At 47.2% G+C, this 16,522-nt stretch carries 14 protein-coding genes and 1 pseudogene; 6 read left to right on the top strand and 9 right to left on the bottom strand.

Features of this window, described 5'->3' with window-relative positions; all coding sequences use genetic code 11:
• Positions 1-110 precede the first annotated feature (110 nt).
• Positions 111-1,457, top strand: coding sequence for an exodeoxyribonuclease VII large subunit (gene xseA, locus L5M37_RS17280; RefSeq protein WP_168824523.1), 1,347 nt, complete (start codon positions 111-113; stop codon positions 1,455-1,457).
• A gap of 82 nt (positions 1,458-1,539) precedes the next feature.
• On the opposite strand, the gene der is transcribed toward xseA, so the two are convergent.
• The 8 genes from der to L5M37_RS17240 all read right to left on the bottom strand — a co-directional run bounded on the left by der (position 1,540) and on the right by L5M37_RS17240 (position 10,514).
• Positions 1,540-3,006: a ribosome biogenesis GTPase Der gene (gene der / locus L5M37_RS17275; RefSeq protein WP_105251897.1), complete on the bottom strand. Its 1,467-nt coding sequence runs from the start codon at positions 3,004-3,006 to the stop codon at positions 1,540-1,542.
• A 79-nt stretch (positions 3,007-3,085) separates the two neighbouring features.
• Positions 3,086-4,273, bottom strand: coding sequence for an outer membrane protein assembly factor BamB (bamB, locus tag L5M37_RS17270; RefSeq protein ID WP_263177092.1), 1,188 nt, complete (start codon positions 4,271-4,273; stop codon positions 3,086-3,088).
• An 11-nt stretch (positions 4,274-4,284) separates the two neighbouring features.
• A complete protein-coding gene (locus L5M37_RS17265) occupies positions 4,285-4,905 on the bottom strand; it encodes a tetratricopeptide repeat protein (protein ID WP_263177093.1) in 621 nt (206 codons plus the stop codon).
• 13 nt (positions 4,906-4,918) lie between these two features.
• A complete protein-coding gene (gene hisS / locus L5M37_RS17260) occupies positions 4,919-6,196 on the bottom strand; it encodes a histidine--tRNA ligase (RefSeq protein ID WP_028761252.1) in 1,278 nt (425 codons plus the stop codon).
• A gap of 144 nt (positions 6,197-6,340) precedes the next feature.
• On the bottom strand, positions 6,341-7,456 hold the full coding sequence (gene ispG / locus L5M37_RS17255) for a flavodoxin-dependent (E)-4-hydroxy-3-methylbut-2-enyl-diphosphate synthase (RefSeq protein WP_105251894.1): 1,116 nt from the start codon (positions 7,454-7,456) through the stop codon (positions 6,341-6,343).
• A gap of 48 nt (positions 7,457-7,504) precedes the next feature.
• Entirely contained in the window at positions 7,505-8,575 is a 1,071-nt protein-coding gene (locus L5M37_RS17250) for a RodZ domain-containing protein (RefSeq protein ID WP_263177094.1), read from the bottom strand.
• On the bottom strand, positions 8,572-9,360 hold the full coding sequence (gene pilW / locus L5M37_RS17245; protein WP_028761255.1) for a type IV pilus biogenesis/stability protein PilW: 789 nt from the start codon (positions 9,358-9,360) through the stop codon (positions 8,572-8,574). The genes L5M37_RS17250 and pilW overlap by 4 nt, the downstream gene beginning before the upstream one ends.
• A 32-nt stretch (positions 9,361-9,392) precedes the next feature.
• Entirely contained in the window at positions 9,393-10,514 is a 1,122-nt protein-coding gene (locus L5M37_RS17240; RefSeq protein ID WP_028761256.1) for a bifunctional tRNA (adenosine(37)-C2)-methyltransferase TrmG/ribosomal RNA large subunit methyltransferase RlmN, read from the bottom strand.
• Between the two features lie 151 nt (positions 10,515-10,665).
• Here L5M37_RS17240 and L5M37_RS17235 point away from each other — a divergent pair, with 151 nt between their 5' ends.
• Positions 10,666-11,757 carry a CNNM domain-containing protein gene (locus L5M37_RS17235; RefSeq protein WP_173243691.1) on the top strand — a complete coding sequence of 364 codons (1,092 nt, stop codon included), beginning with the start codon at positions 10,666-10,668 and terminating at the stop codon, positions 11,755-11,757.
• Positions 11,758-11,901: 144 nt separating this feature from the next.
• Positions 11,902-13,647, top strand: a complete 1,746-nt coding sequence (locus L5M37_RS17230; RefSeq protein ID WP_219250961.1) for a bifunctional metallophosphatase/5'-nucleotidase — start codon at positions 11,902-11,904, stop codon at positions 13,645-13,647.
• 84 nt (positions 13,648-13,731) lie between these two features.
• On the opposite strand, the gene L5M37_RS17225 is transcribed toward L5M37_RS17230, so the two are convergent.
• Positions 13,732-14,625 carry a LysR substrate-binding domain-containing protein gene (locus tag L5M37_RS17225; RefSeq protein ID WP_168824535.1) on the bottom strand — a complete coding sequence of 298 codons (894 nt, stop codon included), beginning with the start codon at positions 14,623-14,625 and terminating at the stop codon, positions 13,732-13,734.
• A 183-nt stretch (positions 14,626-14,808) separates the two neighbouring features.
• Here L5M37_RS17225 and L5M37_RS17220 point away from each other — a divergent pair, with 183 nt between their 5' ends.
• The 3 genes and pseudogenes from L5M37_RS17220 to L5M37_RS17210 all read left to right on the top strand — a co-directional run.
• Positions 14,809-15,252: a DoxX family protein gene (locus tag L5M37_RS17220; RefSeq protein ID WP_028761260.1), complete on the top strand. Its 444-nt coding sequence runs from the start codon at positions 14,809-14,811 to the stop codon at positions 15,250-15,252.
• A 13-nt stretch (positions 15,253-15,265) separates the two neighbouring features.
• A complete protein-coding gene (locus L5M37_RS17215; RefSeq protein ID WP_263201364.1) occupies positions 15,266-15,976 on the top strand; it encodes a pirin family protein in 711 nt (236 codons plus the stop codon).
• Positions 15,977-16,371: 395 nt separating this feature from the next.
• A pseudogene (locus L5M37_RS17210) lies at positions 16,372-16,522 on the top strand (IS4 family transposase); the annotation flags it as partial.

Genomic DNA, 16,522 nt, shown 5'->3' with positions numbered 1-16,522 from the left:
TCCCCAGTTGAGTAGGATTTAGAGGTGAAATATTGCGGCGGGATTATACCTTGCATATCGCCACAGGTAAATGGAAAATAGTAAATATCCCCATTTTATTGAGTTATTCGATGCAAGGCACCAAAAACAACATTTATACTGTCTCGCGGCTCAATGGTGAAGTCAGGCAAATCCTCGAGGGGCAACTGGGTAAAATCTGGCTCAATGGCGAAATATCCAACTTTTCCTCCCCCAGCTCAGGGCATTGGTATCTCACCTTAAAAGACCACTCTTCGCAGATCCGTTGCGCCATGTTTAAGGGCCGTAACCAAACGGTCAGCTTTAAGCCCATCAATGGTCAGCAAGTGCTGGTCAAAGGCGCGATCAGCGTTTATGAACCCAGAGGCGACTATCAATTATTAATTGAGTCCATGCTGCCCGCTGGGGATGGATTACTCGCCCAGCAGTTCGATGCACTCAAGATGAAGCTCGCAGCCGAAGGCTTATTCGCCGCCGACACCAAAAGATTGCTACCCAAAAATATTCAACGCATTGGCGTTATTACGTCACCTACGGGTGCGGCGATCCGTGATGTTTTACATGTATTGGCAAGGCGCGATCCTTCGATTGAAGTCATTATCTATCCGACCCAAGTTCAGGGCGAAACCGCGGCGCAGAGTATTTGTCAGGCAATCAATATCGCCAACCAACGTTTAGAAGTCGATGTATTACTGCTCACCCGCGGCGGCGGTTCGCTTGAGGATTTGTGGTGTTTTAACAGCGAAGCCCTCGCCCACACGATTTATAACAGCGCCCTGCCCATTGTCAGCGCCGTCGGCCACGAGGTTGATACGACTATCAGTGATTATGTTGCTGATATCCGCGCCCCAACACCCTCTGCGGGCGCGGAGCTATTATCACAAGACAGTGATAATAAGGCGCAAAAACTCGCCACAGCCTTATCGCGCCTGCAACAAAGCGCGAAACATTATCAGCTTAAACAAGAAAGACGACTTAGTTTGCTAGAGCACAGACTGCAACGCCAAGACCCTAAACGGACTTTGCAGCAGTTCGAACAAAGATTCGATGAGATGCAATTACGACTAGAGTCCGCGCTGTCGAATCGCTTGCATCTGCTCAGCCGCCGTCAGCAGTTGCTCGCAAGCCGCCTTGAACAGCAATCTCCCAAGCATAAACTCGCCATTGAGGGTAACCGCTTAAGTTATCTTGCGAGCCGCTTACAGGATGCATTGCAGGACAAACTCAGCCAAAGTGAACAGCGGATAAAATACGCGGCCCATCAACTCGAAACCGTCAGTCCGCTTGCCACTTTAAGCCGTGGTTACAGCATTACCACTGACATCCACAATCAAGTGGTCGACTCTGCTGATAAACTGGCCATAGGTGATAGTTTGCAGACCCGCTTGCGCCATGGACAAGTGATTTCAACCGTCACTCAGATAAAGCCGCTCGAATAAATCTACATGACGCTGAAATAGTCTTAAAACACAAAAGGAACCCTAAGGTTCCTTTTGTTTCAAATGTGTCTGGTAAAAAACACTATTTGGTTTTTCTGTCTTTGATATGGCTTTGTGCGCGTTTGCGACGGCGCTCTTGGCTCATAGTTAACTTCTCAGTCTTGTTTTCAAATGGGTTATCACCCTCTTGGAAACGTAGCTGGATTGGCGTACCCACCACTTTCAACGAACGACGGAAGTAGTTCATCATGTAACGCTTGTACGAGTCAGGCAGTCTACTCACTTGGTTACCGTGAATGACCACGATTGGCGGATTGTAACCACCGGCGTGAGCGTATTTAAGCTTCACACGGCGACCATTCACTAATGGCGGCTGGTGATCGTCCTGCGACATTTGCATAATACGAGTCAACATAGAAGTGCTGACGCGGCGTGTGGCACTGTCGTAAGCTTCTTCAATCGATTCAAATAAATGGCCAACACCAGTACCGTGCAGCGCCGAAATAAAGTGAATACGGGCAAAGTCGATAAAACCAAGACGACGGTCAAGCTCGCTTTTCACACGATCTTTAATCCCTTGGTCGATACCATCCCACTTGTTGACGGCAATAACCAAAGCGCGACCCGCATTGAGCGCGAAACCTAACAGACCCAAATCTTGCTCGGCGATACCTTCACGGGCATCGATGATAAGTAACACCACGTTAGCATCTTCAACTGCTTTCAAGGTTTTGATCACTGAGAATTTCTCAATGACTTGATGTACTTTACTGCGGCGACGAACACCCGCGGTATCGATAATCACGTACTCGCGACCTTCACGTTCCATTGGAATGTAAATACTGTCACGTGTCGTGCCGGGCTCATCAAATACCACAACGCGCTCTTCACCTAGAATACGGTTAGTCAGGGTTGACTTACCTACGTTAGGTTTACCTATGATCGCCAGCTTGATAGGCAAATCTTGCAGACGCTTTTGCTCAGCTTCCGCTTCTTCTTCGGTATATTCACGCTCTTCAGTAACTTCGTCTTCACCTTGACGCACAATGCCCATCGCTTCGGCATAAGGGGTCAGCGCGTATTCGATCATATTGGTCACGCCACGTCCTTGGGACGCCGCCATTTGGTAAACTTCACCTAGACCTAAAGACCAAAACTCGGCACAAGCTGAATCGGCATCAATACCGTCAACTTTGTTAGCAACCACAAAGGTGGTTTTTTGACGGCTACGTAAGTGCTGTGCAATCGACAGATCCGCAGCGGTTAAACCCGCGCGCGCATCGGTCATAAATAGAACGACATCGGCTTCTTCAATGGCAGCAAGGGATTGCTCAGCCATTTTCGTCTCGATCCCTTCTTCAGTGCCATCGATACCGCCGGTATCGACCACAATGAACTCATAGCCGGATAAGAATGCTCGACCATATTTACGGTCACGTGTTAGGCCAGGAAAGTCAGCAACCAGCGCATCACGCGTGCGCGTAAGACGATTAAATAGGGTGGATTTACCGACGTTCGGCCGACCAACAAGGGCCACTACAGGGATCATGATTTTGCCTCTAAAAAACTTTTCAATAAAAAGCCCCCGGAACACACTTCCAGGGGCTCAGCAAGGATAACACTTTTAACTATGGAAGTGTTACAACAGCCAACTTTCCGCTGCGACCTTGAACATAGATTTTATCATCCACCACTAACGGCTGGCTGTATAATCCTGAGCTGTCCACTTGGACACGACCCACAATCGTCCCTGTACTGCGATCGATGAAGTGTAAATAACCTTCGAAATCACCCACAACTAAATAGTCTTTATATACCGACGGAGATGTCAGAGTGCGGTTAGCTAACTCAGAATTACTCCATAGTTCCAAACCGTTACGTTTATCAACTGAGTAGATACGGCTGTGATCGTCAACTAAGTACAAGCTTAGGCCCGCTGATGCTAACTCGTTAAAGCTAGAATACTTACGCGTCCACACAACTCGACCCGTGCGCAGTTCCATCGACACTAAGTTACCGTTGTAGCTCACTGCATATAAGTTGTCGCCAAGGATCAAGGGCGTCATATCCACGTCGGCCATACGCGTAAACTCGTTACCGCCCGTTGGATTGTAAATAGCCTGTTCCCACGCAGCTTGACCATTGTTTTTAATCACAACAGCCACTTTGCCATCGGCGGTACCTATGAAGAAACCACCCGCTTCGTAAGCTGCAGAACCTGTACCGCGCAGGGTCAGATTCGGCAATTGCATTTCATACACCCACAGCTTGGCGCCAGTATCAACGTTAAACGCTTCGAGTGAACCAGAGCTGGTACTGACCACCACGACGTCATCGGCCACAGTGGGAGCAGACAGTAATTCACCGCCCGCAACGACATGCCATAACACTTGACCATCTTCAGCGTTCAATGCAGCAAGCAGCCCACTTTCGCCACCTAAAAAGACTTTATTACGCGCAGCAGTCACACCAGCAGCAATACGCGCACCTTTATTTTTTGCTAAAGCGTTATCACGAAACTCTTCGCTGAAATCTTTAGTCCAAACGCGCTCGCCAGTGGCCTCATCGAAGGCAACCACTTCACCATAACGGTCGGCGGCAAAAATTTTTCCGTAACTAACGGCGGGGGCGAGGCGAGAATAATAATCACCAACACCATTACCGACAGAGGCGCTCCAACTCACTTCAGGAAACACTGTCGCCTGAATGGCAGTTAACTCACTTACCGGTTCTTCTTCGACATCGCTCGACGAACAGGCGGATAACATGGCCAGACTTAATCCAGCGGCTAGCAGGTTTTTGCACCAAGACTTCATCAAGGGATCCCTTATGCCTGATTTAGGCTATCAAGTTTGATTTTAAGCGCAGGGCTTGTCACCACACCACCATTGTCCATGGCAGCTTGATAAGCTGTTTTTGCCTTCTCAACATCACCTTGACGTACTAAGAAATCACCTTTCAACTCATCGCGCTGAGCAAAGAAAGCTTTATCTGTTACTTGATCTAAGGTCGCTATAGCTGCATCAATTTGACCTTGCTCAGCTTGTACTCGTGCTAAACGCAAAGTCGCAATCACACCTAAACCAGCACCGGGTTTAGCCGCAATCACCTTGTTCAAGGCATCAATCGCTTTTGGATAATCCTTCGCTTCTACCGCAGTTTTGGCCACGATCAGTTCTAACAAGGCTTGATAGCCCTTTTGATCGTGATTTTTAGAAAACTCGGCGACACCCGCAAGCATTGCGGCTTCATCGGCAGATTTAGTGGTCAAATTTTGGAACGCTTTTGAAGCTTCTTCCGCTTGCGCCACTTTAACGTCAGAATAATAATTCCACGCATATAGGCCGCCTAAACCCACTACGGCACCGATTAAAATTGAATTTCCGTAATCTTTCCAGAACTGCTTGATAGCATCAACTTGTTGTTCTTCTGTGCTATAAATTTCCACGCGCACGTCCCCTTTATTTGATCAGTTCAGCCAAAAATGCGCCTAAGGCACTTCGAGCTACCCGTTGTTGTTCGATGTCATTGCGTAAATGTTTAACCGTAACCATACCTTCGGCAAGTTCATCTTCACCTATCAGTAGTGCCACACTCGCACCGCTTTTGTCGGCACGCTTCATTTGTTTCTTCACGTTACCGCCGCCACAGTGACTCATCACTTTAAGGTTTGGCAGTGCGTTACGTAATTCCTGCGCGACCTTGATGGCTTCAACCAGACAGCTATCACCCATGGCCGTGACATACACATCCACTTCTGGCGGAATATCTTTGGTCAGCTCTAAGGTTTCAAGCAGCAAGACAATGCGCTCTAAGCCCATAGCAAAACCGACCGCTGGAGTATCTTTACCACCTAACTGGGCGACTAAACCATCGTAGCGACCACCCGCAAGTACAGTACCTTGTGAGCCTAAACTAGATGTAACCCATTCAAATACAGTGCGATTATAGTAATCTAAACCACGTACTAGACGCGGATTAATGGTGTATTTGATACCCACTGCGTCAAGTAGTTCACGCAATTGTGAAAAATGTGTCTTCGATTCTTCACCGAGAAAATCCATTAACTCAGGTGCATCAACCAATATGGCTTGGACATTTTGATCTTTTGAATCCAATACTCGCAGCGGATTGCTGTACATGCGACGCTTACTGTCTTCATCGAGCGCATCTTTATGCAGCTCTAAAAACGCAATCAAGGCATCACGATAAACAGCGCGCTCAGCAGGATCACCTAAGGTATTTAGCTCTAACGAGACATGCTCGCTAATACCGAGTTTTTCCCACAGGCGTGCCGATAGCATTAGGACTTCAGCATCTATATCAGCCGAGCCAATGCCATACACTTCAACGCCAAATTGGTTAAACTGACGATAACGGCCTTTTTGTGGACGTTCGTGGCGGAACATAGGACCCATATACCAAAGACGTTGCTCTTGGTTATATAGCAGACCATTTTCGTTACCTGCACGCACTGTCGACGCAGTACCTTCTGGGCGCAGCGTTAAGCTGTCACCGTTATTATCTGCGAAGGTATACATTTCTTTTTCAACAATATCAGTCACTTCACCGATAGAGCGTTTAAAAAGATCGGTATTTTCCACTATTGGAGTGCGGATTTCGCTGTAACCGTAAGCACTGACGCTCGAACGTAGTACCGCTTCCACTTTTTGCCATAGAGGACTTTGAGTTGGCAGAATGTCATTCATTCCGCGAATCGCTTGGATCTGTTTTGCCACTGTATCGACTCGTCCGATTTCGCTAAATTAATAAAAATGTCACGCATTATAGGCTTTTGAGCGTAAAACGTAAAACGACCCCGTCGGTTTCGGGGCCTAGCTCAACATCATTAGGCGTAATCTATGCCCAAATGCGGGTACATATTACTCAGTTGTGTCTTTGATTTGAATACGGTTCGCCATTTGACTGGCTTTTGCGCGAATTTTCGCTTCGAGGGAATCGACAATGTTGTCGTTGTCAAAACGTTCTTTTTGACGTTCACCCTCATCATAGTAACCGCTCTTATTGTGCCCACCCGTTAAACCGATGTGCGACACTAAGGCTTCACCTGGGCCGTTAACTACGCAGCCGATAATAGACACATCCATGGCGGTAGTCACGTCTTCGAGGCGACGCTCTAACTCATTGACTGTACTGATCACATCGAACTCTTGACGAGAACAAGATGGACAGGCAATGAAATTAATGCCACGGCTACGAATACGCAGCGACTTTAAAATGTCAAAACCGACTTTGATTTCTTCGACCGGATCAGCGGCCAAGGAAATACGTAGGGTATCACCTATGCCTTCGGCCAATAACATACCTAAGCCTACGGCCGATTTCACTGAACCCGCGCGCGCGCCACCAGCTTCGGTAATGCCTAAATGCAGGGGTTGGCGAATTTGTTTTGCTAATAAACGGTAGGATTCGACCGCTAAAAATACATCGGAGGCTTTAACGCTGACCTTAAACTGGTCAAAGTTCAATCTGTCCAGAATATCCACATGGCGCATAGCTGATTCAAGCAAGGCTTCAGGTGTGGGTTCTTTGTACTTGTCCATTAGATCTTTTTCTAATGACCCCCCATTCACACCAATACGGATGGGAATATTATGGTCACGGGCACATTCCACCACGCTACGAATACGCTCTTCATTGCCTATATTGCCCGGATTGATTCGAAGGCAATCGACACCGTACTCGGCAACTTTTAGAGCAATGCGATAATCAAAATGAATGTCGGCCACTAAAGGAACATTGACCGCTTGCTTAATGAGCTTAAAGGCTTCAGCCGCATCCATAGTGGGTACAGAGATACGCACTATATCGGCACCGACTTTCTCTAAGGCACGAATTTGAGCAATTGTCGCTTCAACATCTGTGGTCTTAGTATTGGTCATTGACTGAACAGCAATCGGCGCCCCATCACCAATCGGTACATTACCCACATAAATGCGGGTGGAAGGACGTCTTTTTATGGGAGTTTCATTATACATGCTTAATACGCTCTATTTCGGTACGTGCTGCAGATCATTACGCGGTCGTTAGGCTTTAGGCAAGGTTAAACGCGCGACTCGTCCCTTGGGGAAATCCGCTAGGCTAACAATTTGTCCATCTAAGCTTAAAGTCGCTACATGGGGCGCACCTAAAATGACTTTAAACGGCGGTACACCGCTCACTTGCACTGTTGCGCCAGCGCCTTTAACACCATCGACTAACGCTTTACCTTTAGCATCAACAATGTTTATCCAGCAATCACCCGTCAACTGGACATCTATAATCGATTGTCCTGCAACAGCAACCAAAGTACTTGCTGCAGTGGCAGTGGTCGTTGATGTTGTGGTCGGTGAAGGCGTTGCACTAACAGGCTGTTGGACTACAGGAGCTGTCGTTTGCGGAACAGATGGCGTTGTCGTAGTGGCTGCGATTGCTGAACCGCCATCTTCATTACTCGTATCAACGGTCTGAGGATAATTATTGTCCGTTGGTCCTGTGCTGACATCAATAGTGCTTGCATCAGTATCTTTAATTGGACCATCGATAGACATTGAGCCGTTTGCGGCAATCTCAGTCAAACGAGGACTGGCATCCGTTTCGGTCAATAACACATCACCTGGCAGCGTCTGATTCGCTGCTGCGACCTCTTCAGCCGTGGGTTGCGACACATCAATAGTGCTCAGCAAGGTGGTTTTTTGCATCCACCAGACGACTAACGAACAGAGTAACACTATGACGATAAAAATACTCAGCCAAGTTAAACGTGTATCGCGAGCTTGATATGTGGTTTTGCGTGAAAAACTTTGCATTGCAGGCTCAGTCACGACTGGCACTTGCTGCACAAGACAAGCTTCAATCAAAGCCGCATCGGCACTGACCATACGCGCGTAGTTTTTCACATAGCCACGTACATAAGTCGATGAGGCAATATTTGTAAAATTGTCAGCTTCAATATCTTCAATAATACGAGGACGTAGATGCAGCTTTACAGCGGCATCTTGAATACTAAGGCCCATTTTTTCGCGGGCGGCTTTTAATAAAGTACCAAGCGTGACATCTAGCGCGACTGATTGCGGTGCTACCGACTCAACTGGCGCATTGGTTTCATGATCTTTCATTGATGCAAATTAACTCTGTATTGCTTGGCCTGAGGTGATGCTGGGAATTTGGCAAGCAATAAAATACCAAATCTCTTCACAGCGGCATCATCATTCACTGCCTGCTCTATTTTGATCCCGAGCGCTAAACTTTCTGGAGTTTGCTCAGCCACTTGGTGATAGCGCGCTAATTGGTTTCGCGCCTGAATAAAATCACCTTGATCGACTTCTAACTCTGCCAACTCCAGTAATGACACCGAGCGTCTCGGGTCATACTTTAACGCCATCTGAAAATACTGTCGTGCCTTTTCTGCTTGTCCTGCTTCGCGACTACAAAGACCTAAGTTCTCATAGCTTGAGGCAGTGCGCGTATATTTGGGCATTTCAATTGCGGCCAAAAACATTTTTTCAGCTTTGTTGTATTGCTTTTGTTGGCACAAAAACACCCCGAAATTATTCATGGAATCGCCAGAGGCGTCCTTAGTACTAATGGCATTCATGTACGACTCTTCGGTACGCACTAAATCGCCCACGGTTTGATAGTAATAAGCCAGAGCGGTATGCACATCTTCGAGCTCTGGAGCATATTCTAATGCTTTATCAAGATTGTATTTGGCTTGTTCCGTGCTACCTCGATTTAAATAGGTTAAACCGAGCTGCATCCGCTCTCTTGCGGCGGCGACTTTGTCTAACTTTCGTTCCGAAACAGGAATATCTGTCCCAGTATAAGTACGCTCAGTGACGCATCCTGTCATCAATAATGACAGGCTTAAAATCAACGAAAACCTTGGCAATCCATGCTTCATGGGCAAGCCTATAAATCTGTGCAAACAAAGAGTTAATTCATTGTGACTGAAATCTGGTTTTCTTGCATGCGTTTTTTCGCTAAACGTTTCGTTCTGTCGCGAATATCGCCAGCTAACTGACCACAAGCGGCATCGATGTCATCTCCACGGGTTTTACGTACGATGACAGTAAAACCGTATTCCATAAGAACCTTAGAAAAACGGTCGATACGTGAATTAGATGAGCGGCCATAAGGCGAGCCTGGATACGGATTAAATGGGATCAGATTCACCTTACATGGCGTATCTTTCATTAACTTCGCTAACTCATGAGCTTGGTCTGTGCTGTCGTTGATATGATCTAGCATCACATATTCAACCGTCACGCGGCCGCGGTTAGCATTTGATTTAGCAATATAGCGACGAATACCCGCTAAAAACTCATCCAGCGGATACTTTTTATTGATCGGGACCAGAATGTCACGCAACTCATCATTGGGTGCATGAATACTGACAGCAAGTGCCACATCGATGGCATCGCCCAGTTTATCTAACGCTGGCACTACGCCTGATGTAGATAAAGTCACGCGGCGCTTTGATAAACTAAAACCAAAATCATCGAGCATGATGTCCATCGCAGGGATCACATTGGCTAAATTGAGTAATGGCTCACCCATGCCCATCATCACGACGTTAGTGATCGGACGCTCGCCCGTGTCTTTTGCAAACCCTAAAAAGTGCGATACGCGCCAGATTTGGCCGACGATTTCAGAAACCGTTAAGTTACGGTTAAAACCTTGCTGACCCGTCGAGCAGAAAGTACATTCCAGCGCACAGCCAACCTGTGAAGATACACACAAGGTCGCACGATCATCCTCAGGAATATAAACCGTTTCCACTTCTTGGCCTTGGCCAACATTAATTGCAAATTTTATCGTACCATCGGTCGATTTTTGGAAACTCGAAATTTCTGGTGCAACGATCTCGCAGCGGGCCGCCAACTTTTGACGTAACACTTTGTTGATGTTGGTCATCTCTTCGAAGTCACTGACACCGAAATGATATAGCCATTTCATGAGCTGATCGGCACGAAAGGGTTTTTCACCCATTTCCGCAAATAATGCGCGCATCGCCTTACGATCAAGGTCTAATAAATTGATCTTCTTTTCACTCATATAGCTAACCTCAACACCAAAAACCGGATCCTGCAACAGGGCGGCGAATTATACAGACGCAAATAAATTTTAGCCAGTAACTCAATTCACCTATGATAGAATCTCCAAGGGCTAATATTGGCCTAAAATACGGAGTTGTAATTCCACCAATATGTTAACCCTCATCATTATAGTGCTTGTCGCTGTTGCTGTTTCTTTTCTGTGCAGTGTGTTCGAAGCTGTTCTGTTATCGGTTACCCCAAGTTATATCGCATCACTCGAACAAACTGACAGTGCCGCAGCCGCGCGCTTGCGTAGATTGAAAGAGAATGTCGAAGCCCCTTTGGTGTCAATCCTTACCCTAAATACTATCGCTCATACCGTCGGTGCCGCCGTTGCAGGTGCGCAAGCGGCTAAAGTATTTGGTGACGATATGTTAGGTGTTTTCTCGGGCGTATTAACCTTTATTATCCTGTTTTTCTCAGAAATCATTCCTAAATCATTGGGTGCAAACCATTGGCGTCGCCTCGCACCAAGTGTTTCTGTTGCCGTGCTGTGGATGAAGCGTACCACTAAACCGCTGATCTGGATGTCACAGCAAGTCACTCGCCTAATGGGCAAAGGTGATGAAGGCCACTACATACGCCAAGAGATGAGTGCTATGGCCAAAATTGGCCATGAATCCGGTGAGCTTGATGAGCAAGAGTCAAAAATTTTGACGCAAATGCTGAAGGTGCGAGATATGCCCGTTACGGCAATCATGACGCCGCGCACTGTGATGTTCTCGCTGCCAGTGGATCTGACTCAAAATGAGTTTGTGCGCCAATATCGCGACAAACCTTTTACCCGTATTCCTGTGTACGACCAAGATCATGATGATGTGATTGGTTACATTACCCGCACCGATGTTTTGCTGGCTGAGCGTTACACGCCAGAAGCGCCGATTGGTGAGCTTAAACGGAGTTTATTTGTGGTGCCTGAAACCGCAAAAATTCTGCCACTTTTTGAGCGTATGATTAAGCGTAACACCCAAATTGCGATGGTGGTCGACGAGTACGGCAGTAGCCAAGGTATCGTAACTCAAGAAGATATCATCGAATCTATGTTAGGATTAGAGATTGTCGATCTAAACGACCCCGCGACCGATATGCAGCAATTGGCACGTAAACTTTGGACTAAGCGCATGAAGCAAAAAGGCATTCGCCTATCCGATGACGGTGATTTTGAAGCCGCATCCGATGATGACGAAGCCAAATCCGGCTGAAGGCTAACCAAGTTTAGTGCTTGTTAATGTAAAGGGAGCCTAGCTCCCTTTATTCTTTTAGAATGCGGATGACTCAGAACCCTCTGAAACTCGCATTTTCAGGTTGCTTGGGTATATACTCACCCGCCGTAATAGAGGTAAGTTATGACACAGAGCTACACACTCTCACTCGCGCACATTAATGACACCCATTCGAATTTTGAACCCTGCCGCGTCCAATTTAGCCTTAACATAGGCCAACATAAGCTAGATGTGACCAGCCATAGCGGTGGTTATGCCCGCATCGGCCATCACATCACAAAAGCGCGTCACACCGCTGCACAAACTAATACGCCTTTTATTTTCCTGCATGGTGGTGACAGCTTCCAGGGCACGCTGTATTTCAGCCATTTTAAAGGTAAGGCCAACGCCCACTTACTCAATCTGTTGGCACCTGATGCTATGGTCATTGGCAACCACGATATCGATGAAGGTAACGCCAGACTTGCCGAGTTTGCCAAGCAAATTGATTTCCCATTGCTTGCGGGCAATATGGATTTAAGCCAAGAAGATCTCAACAAACCCGGTTGTCTGCGGGGTTTGCCTAATATCTTGGATTATGATCATGAGCAAAAACGCGCGAAATACCTGCTTAAGCCCTTCCACGATAAGACATTAGCCATTGTCGGTATTACCTTAGATCAGATGAAAGAGATCGCTCGTCCCGATCCCGACACCCATTTTGTCGATGCTATCGCCACTACCGCGCGCACGGTTGAGCACCTTAAAAATCAAGGTATTAAGCATATTATCGTGCTCAGTCACTTAGGCTTAGATCAGGATAAACGCCTCGCGGCCGAAGTCGATGGTATTAGCCTTATCGTCGGCGGTCACACGCATACGCTACAGGGGGATTTTCGCGCCTTAGGTTTGAGCAACCTGCCCTACGGTGAAGTCATCAATAACACGCCCATAGTGCATGCGGGTAAGTATGCCGAAGTCGTCGGCTTGGCCGAGGTAGTATTTGACGCTGAAGGTAAAATGCTGAGCTTAACAGGCGGCAACTACTTCATGCTAGATCAACACTTTATCTTAAGTGCTAACACGGCAGTCGATAACCAAGATTACCAAGCTGTGCGCCAGCAGCTTAATCAGCATCCGAATATCTTTTGGGATGATGCCGATGCCGATATCGATGGCGTGATCCGAGATATCTACAAACCCGCTATCGCAGAGATGGAAAACAAAGTGTTAGCACTGGTGCCGAAGAACTTAGTCCATACCCGCTTACCCTCTAAAGCCCTGCCCCACGGCAGTGAAATAGCACCTTGGGTGAGTCGCAGCATGTTCCAAGAAGCCAAACTGGTCGACCCAAGAGTGAACTTTGCTCTGCATAATGCCGGCGGTGTACGCCAGTCAGTGGCCCAAGGTCAGTTGACGCTAGCGGATGTGATGGGGCAGTTGCTGCCCTTCGAATTGCCATTAGTTAAATATGAAATTCAAGGCCAGTTCCTCTATCAAGCGCTCGAATCGGCGATTAACGCGGCAACCAACAACAGCGTCCGTGGCACAGGCGCGGGCAGCTTCCCTTACACCTACGGCCTACGGTATTACTACGATGGGCGACGCCCACTGGGTGAGCGTTTATTCAGACTAGAGATGATGCAGCAAGACAGCCAATCACTATGGTATCCCGTTGAACCTGAGTCACTTTACGTAGGAGTTTCAACATCTTACACCGCTGCAGGTAAAGAAGGTTATTCTCCATTGCTGCAAGCCCGCTGGCAGGAGTCGATGGAGTCACTGACTTTGCCACAGGCCTTTATTCGATTCTTGAATCGCTCACCGAATCTGTCTGATTTATTGTCACAGCATGTGCATTACACCAGCCACAGCCAACGTATAGGTTAGGCGCTATGCTCCTCATGGCGTAAGCATTAATACTGTGAGGAGCAAAGTAAGCGGCTACTTACAAAGCGCTAAACAAACCTGAGCTTAAAATTGCCAATCACATTGCGGTAAACGCGCAGTAAACCAATCCTGCGCCTTGCCTTCAGCATATTTACGCCATGCCATAAACACAGCTTGCGTTGGGCGCGGCATTTCCACATGACAAGCCACTAGGCTTCCCGCCGCCAACGCATCTAAGATCAAGTGCTTTGGAATGTAACCCACACCTAATCCCAATTGCTGTGCTTTAATTTTGGTCTGCATATTCGGCACTCGGATCACTTGGCGACTATCAAATAAACCACTTGATCGCTGTGCTAGGGCAGTCGAACTGTCTGCTACCACAATAGAAGGAAATTGCAGCAATGCCTCGGTCGGAATTGGGCCAGCATGTTGCGCCAATGGGTGCGCGGGATTTAAAGCAAATACAAACTCCAACTCCCCAATTTCCACCACGTGATATTGGCCTTTGGGCAACTCCCCTGTTACGCCGATGGCGATATCGGCACGGCCAGAATAGAGCGCATCCCAGCCGCCACCTAAGGACTCTTCGCTGATATTCACAGTCACTTGCTTACCCAGCTCAGTAAACTCACCAATCAACTGCAGCAGAGGTAAATCCGGCACCACTGTATCTATGGCTAAGGTCAATGAAGACTCCCAGCCTGTCTCGAGTTGACGCACCGCCTCTTCGAGCCTTGATGTTGCCGCAAGGATTTCTCTGCCTTGGCGCAGCACAAGTTGACCGACTAAGGTCAGCTCGGCGCGCTGGCCCTTACGTTCAAATAATTTTGTGCCTAAATCGCTTTCCAGTTTCTGCACTGTGTAGGTCAGTGCCGATGGCACCCGAAACAAGGACTCGGCAGCAGCGGAAAAACTGCCTTTTTTATCAATGGCATCGAGTACGATTAATCCATCAAGACTAATAGATGGCAACATATAAACCTCATATTCAAATTATTTGAAATGGACATTGAAAATGTTCCGATTTTCTTTGCCAAAGGTCAAGTCTACACTGCTTAGCAATGGAGAAGTTCTTCGGAACTGTAGCCAAACTGACTTAAGACTGAGTGAACAATACCCTTAACTATTCGTTAAATAATTTGAAATGAGGAATATCCCATGAAAGCACTGATCACAAAAACACTGAAATCAGCCCCGAGTTTTGCCCCACTGGCACTGCGCATTCCTATCGGGATCATCTTAATCGCCCATGGTTCACAAAAACTGTTTGGCTGGTTTGGTGGTTACGGCTTAGAAGGCACTGGACAATGGATGGCATCCATTGGTTTGACGCCAGGTTACTTAATGGCATTGATGGCAGGTTCAAGTGAATTCTTCGGCGGCCTGTTCCTGTTGCTCGGTCTGCTGACTCGCCCAACGGCCCTCGTCTTGTCATTCACTATGGTTGTGGCGATTTTCTCGGTACATATAGGCAACGGTCTGTTCCTTGCCAATAACGGTTACGAATTTGGTCTCGCCCTATTAGCAGCCACAGTCTCATTGACGGTATCAGGTGCTGGCAAATTCGCTGTAGATAACCTATTCGCTAACCGCATCAAATAAAGGGGGTAGCAAGATGATCACATTAAGAAAAGCACAGGATCGCGGTCAAGCTGACTTAGGCTGGCTAAAGAGTCAACATACCTTCTCTTTCTCTAGCTACTATGACCCAGAGCACATGGGGATATCATCCCTAAGAGTCATCAACGATGACAGAGTGGCACCCGGCGCAGGTTTTGATACCCATGGTCATAAAGACATGGAGATCATCAGTTACGTGATATCCGGCACTATCGCTCACAAGGATAGCTTCGGCAATATCAAAACCTTACCCGCAGGAGAGTTTCAATTGATGTCCGCAGGTAAAGGCATTTACCACAGCGAGTTTAATGCCTCTAAAACTGAGCCGCTGCACTTTTTACAGATTTGGATCCGCCCAGATACTTTAGGCATAGATGCGGGTTATCAGCAAAAGGCATTCGAGCAAAGCTCACCACTGACAGCCGTGGTGACGCCAAACGGTGAAAATGGCACGCTCAAAGTGCAACAAGATGCAACCCTATATCGTTTAGTGTTGAGTGAAGGTGAAAAAGTAACGATGAGTAGAAACGCCGCTCAAGCAAATCGTCATCTGTATGTTCAATTGATTGAAGGTACGTTGGATATCAATGGCACAACACTCACGGCTGGGGACGGCGCACATCTGACACAACTCGCGAGTGTCGACTTTACTGCAACAAGCGGCCCAGTTACCGCATTAGTGTTCGATTTATCGCCTAATGCGTAATACAAGTGATTTAACAAAGCGATTCAGTAATTCAGCTTCACTATTTATTAGTTATTGGTTATTAGCAAGCAAACGATTGAGTAAGTGATTACATGCCAGCTTAATAAGCACTCACCGAGAAGCACTGCCACAAGTCATCTTTGGCAGTGTTTTTTATTGGCGCTTCTATGGCGATGTTATAAAGCCGTGCTAACGGCTTCGTTTAGCTACCAGAACAGCCCTTGATAAGCTGAGTTAGAGGGTGAGCGTCATGCTGAAGTTAACCAACACTTGAGCTTGACCCTGTGCTCTGAAGAATCCCCTGATGATTTACAAATAAATCATCAAATTAGGGTGGAAGCGCATCTTGTTGCATGATCAAATGGTTTCGCTAAAAACTACACTTGGACAACAAGATGCGCGAAGCCAATATCCTACAACATTCTTTACACCAATACTGCCCAGAACTTCACCTAAAACGATTAAACAGCTTGATGCTGGCCTCTAAGGCACTGATTGAATGTAAGACACTGACCTTGACTGAGTTAGGTCGAAATTTCGAAATTT

The organism is Shewanella sp. SM69, assembly GCF_025653985.1.
In the GTDB taxonomy this organism is placed as follows: domain Bacteria; phylum Pseudomonadota; class Gammaproteobacteria; order Enterobacterales; family Shewanellaceae; genus Shewanella; species Shewanella oncorhynchi.
This window is presented reverse-complemented; position numbering and strand designations above follow the sequence as displayed.

Excerpts from the sequence above, each read along its gene's own strand:
- xseA (WP_168824523.1), top strand. The coding sequence starts at position 111 with ATGCAAGGCACCAAAAACAACATTTATACTGTCTCGCGGCTCAATGGT.
- der (WP_105251897.1), bottom strand. The coding sequence starts at position 3,006 with ATGATCCCTGTAGTGGCCCTTGTTGGTCGGCCGAACGTCGGTAAATCC.
- bamB (WP_263177092.1), bottom strand. The coding sequence starts at position 4,273 with ATGAAGTCTTGGTGCAAAAACCTGCTAGCCGCTGGATTAAGTCTGGCC.
- ispG (WP_105251894.1), bottom strand. The coding sequence starts at position 7,456 with ATGTATAATGAAACTCCCATAAAAAGACGTCCTTCCACCCGCATTTAT.
- L5M37_RS17250 (WP_263177094.1), bottom strand. The coding sequence starts at position 8,575 with ATGAAAGATCATGAAACCAATGCGCCAGTTGAGTCGGTAGCACCGCAA.
- pilW (WP_028761255.1), bottom strand. The coding sequence starts at position 9,360 with ATGAAGCATGGATTGCCAAGGTTTTCGTTGATTTTAAGCCTGTCATTA.
- L5M37_RS17240 (WP_028761256.1), bottom strand. The coding sequence starts at position 10,514 with ATGAGTGAAAAGAAGATCAATTTATTAGACCTTGATCGTAAGGCGATG.
- L5M37_RS17235 (WP_173243691.1), top strand. The coding sequence starts at position 10,666 with ATGTTAACCCTCATCATTATAGTGCTTGTCGCTGTTGCTGTTTCTTTT.
- L5M37_RS17230 (WP_219250961.1), top strand. The coding sequence starts at position 11,902 with ATGACACAGAGCTACACACTCTCACTCGCGCACATTAATGACACCCAT.
- L5M37_RS17225 (WP_168824535.1), bottom strand. The coding sequence starts at position 14,625 with ATGTTGCCATCTATTAGTCTTGATGGATTAATCGTACTCGATGCCATT.
- L5M37_RS17220 (WP_028761260.1), top strand. The coding sequence starts at position 14,809 with ATGAAAGCACTGATCACAAAAACACTGAAATCAGCCCCGAGTTTTGCC.
- L5M37_RS17215 (WP_263201364.1), top strand. The coding sequence starts at position 15,266 with ATGATCACATTAAGAAAAGCACAGGATCGCGGTCAAGCTGACTTAGGC.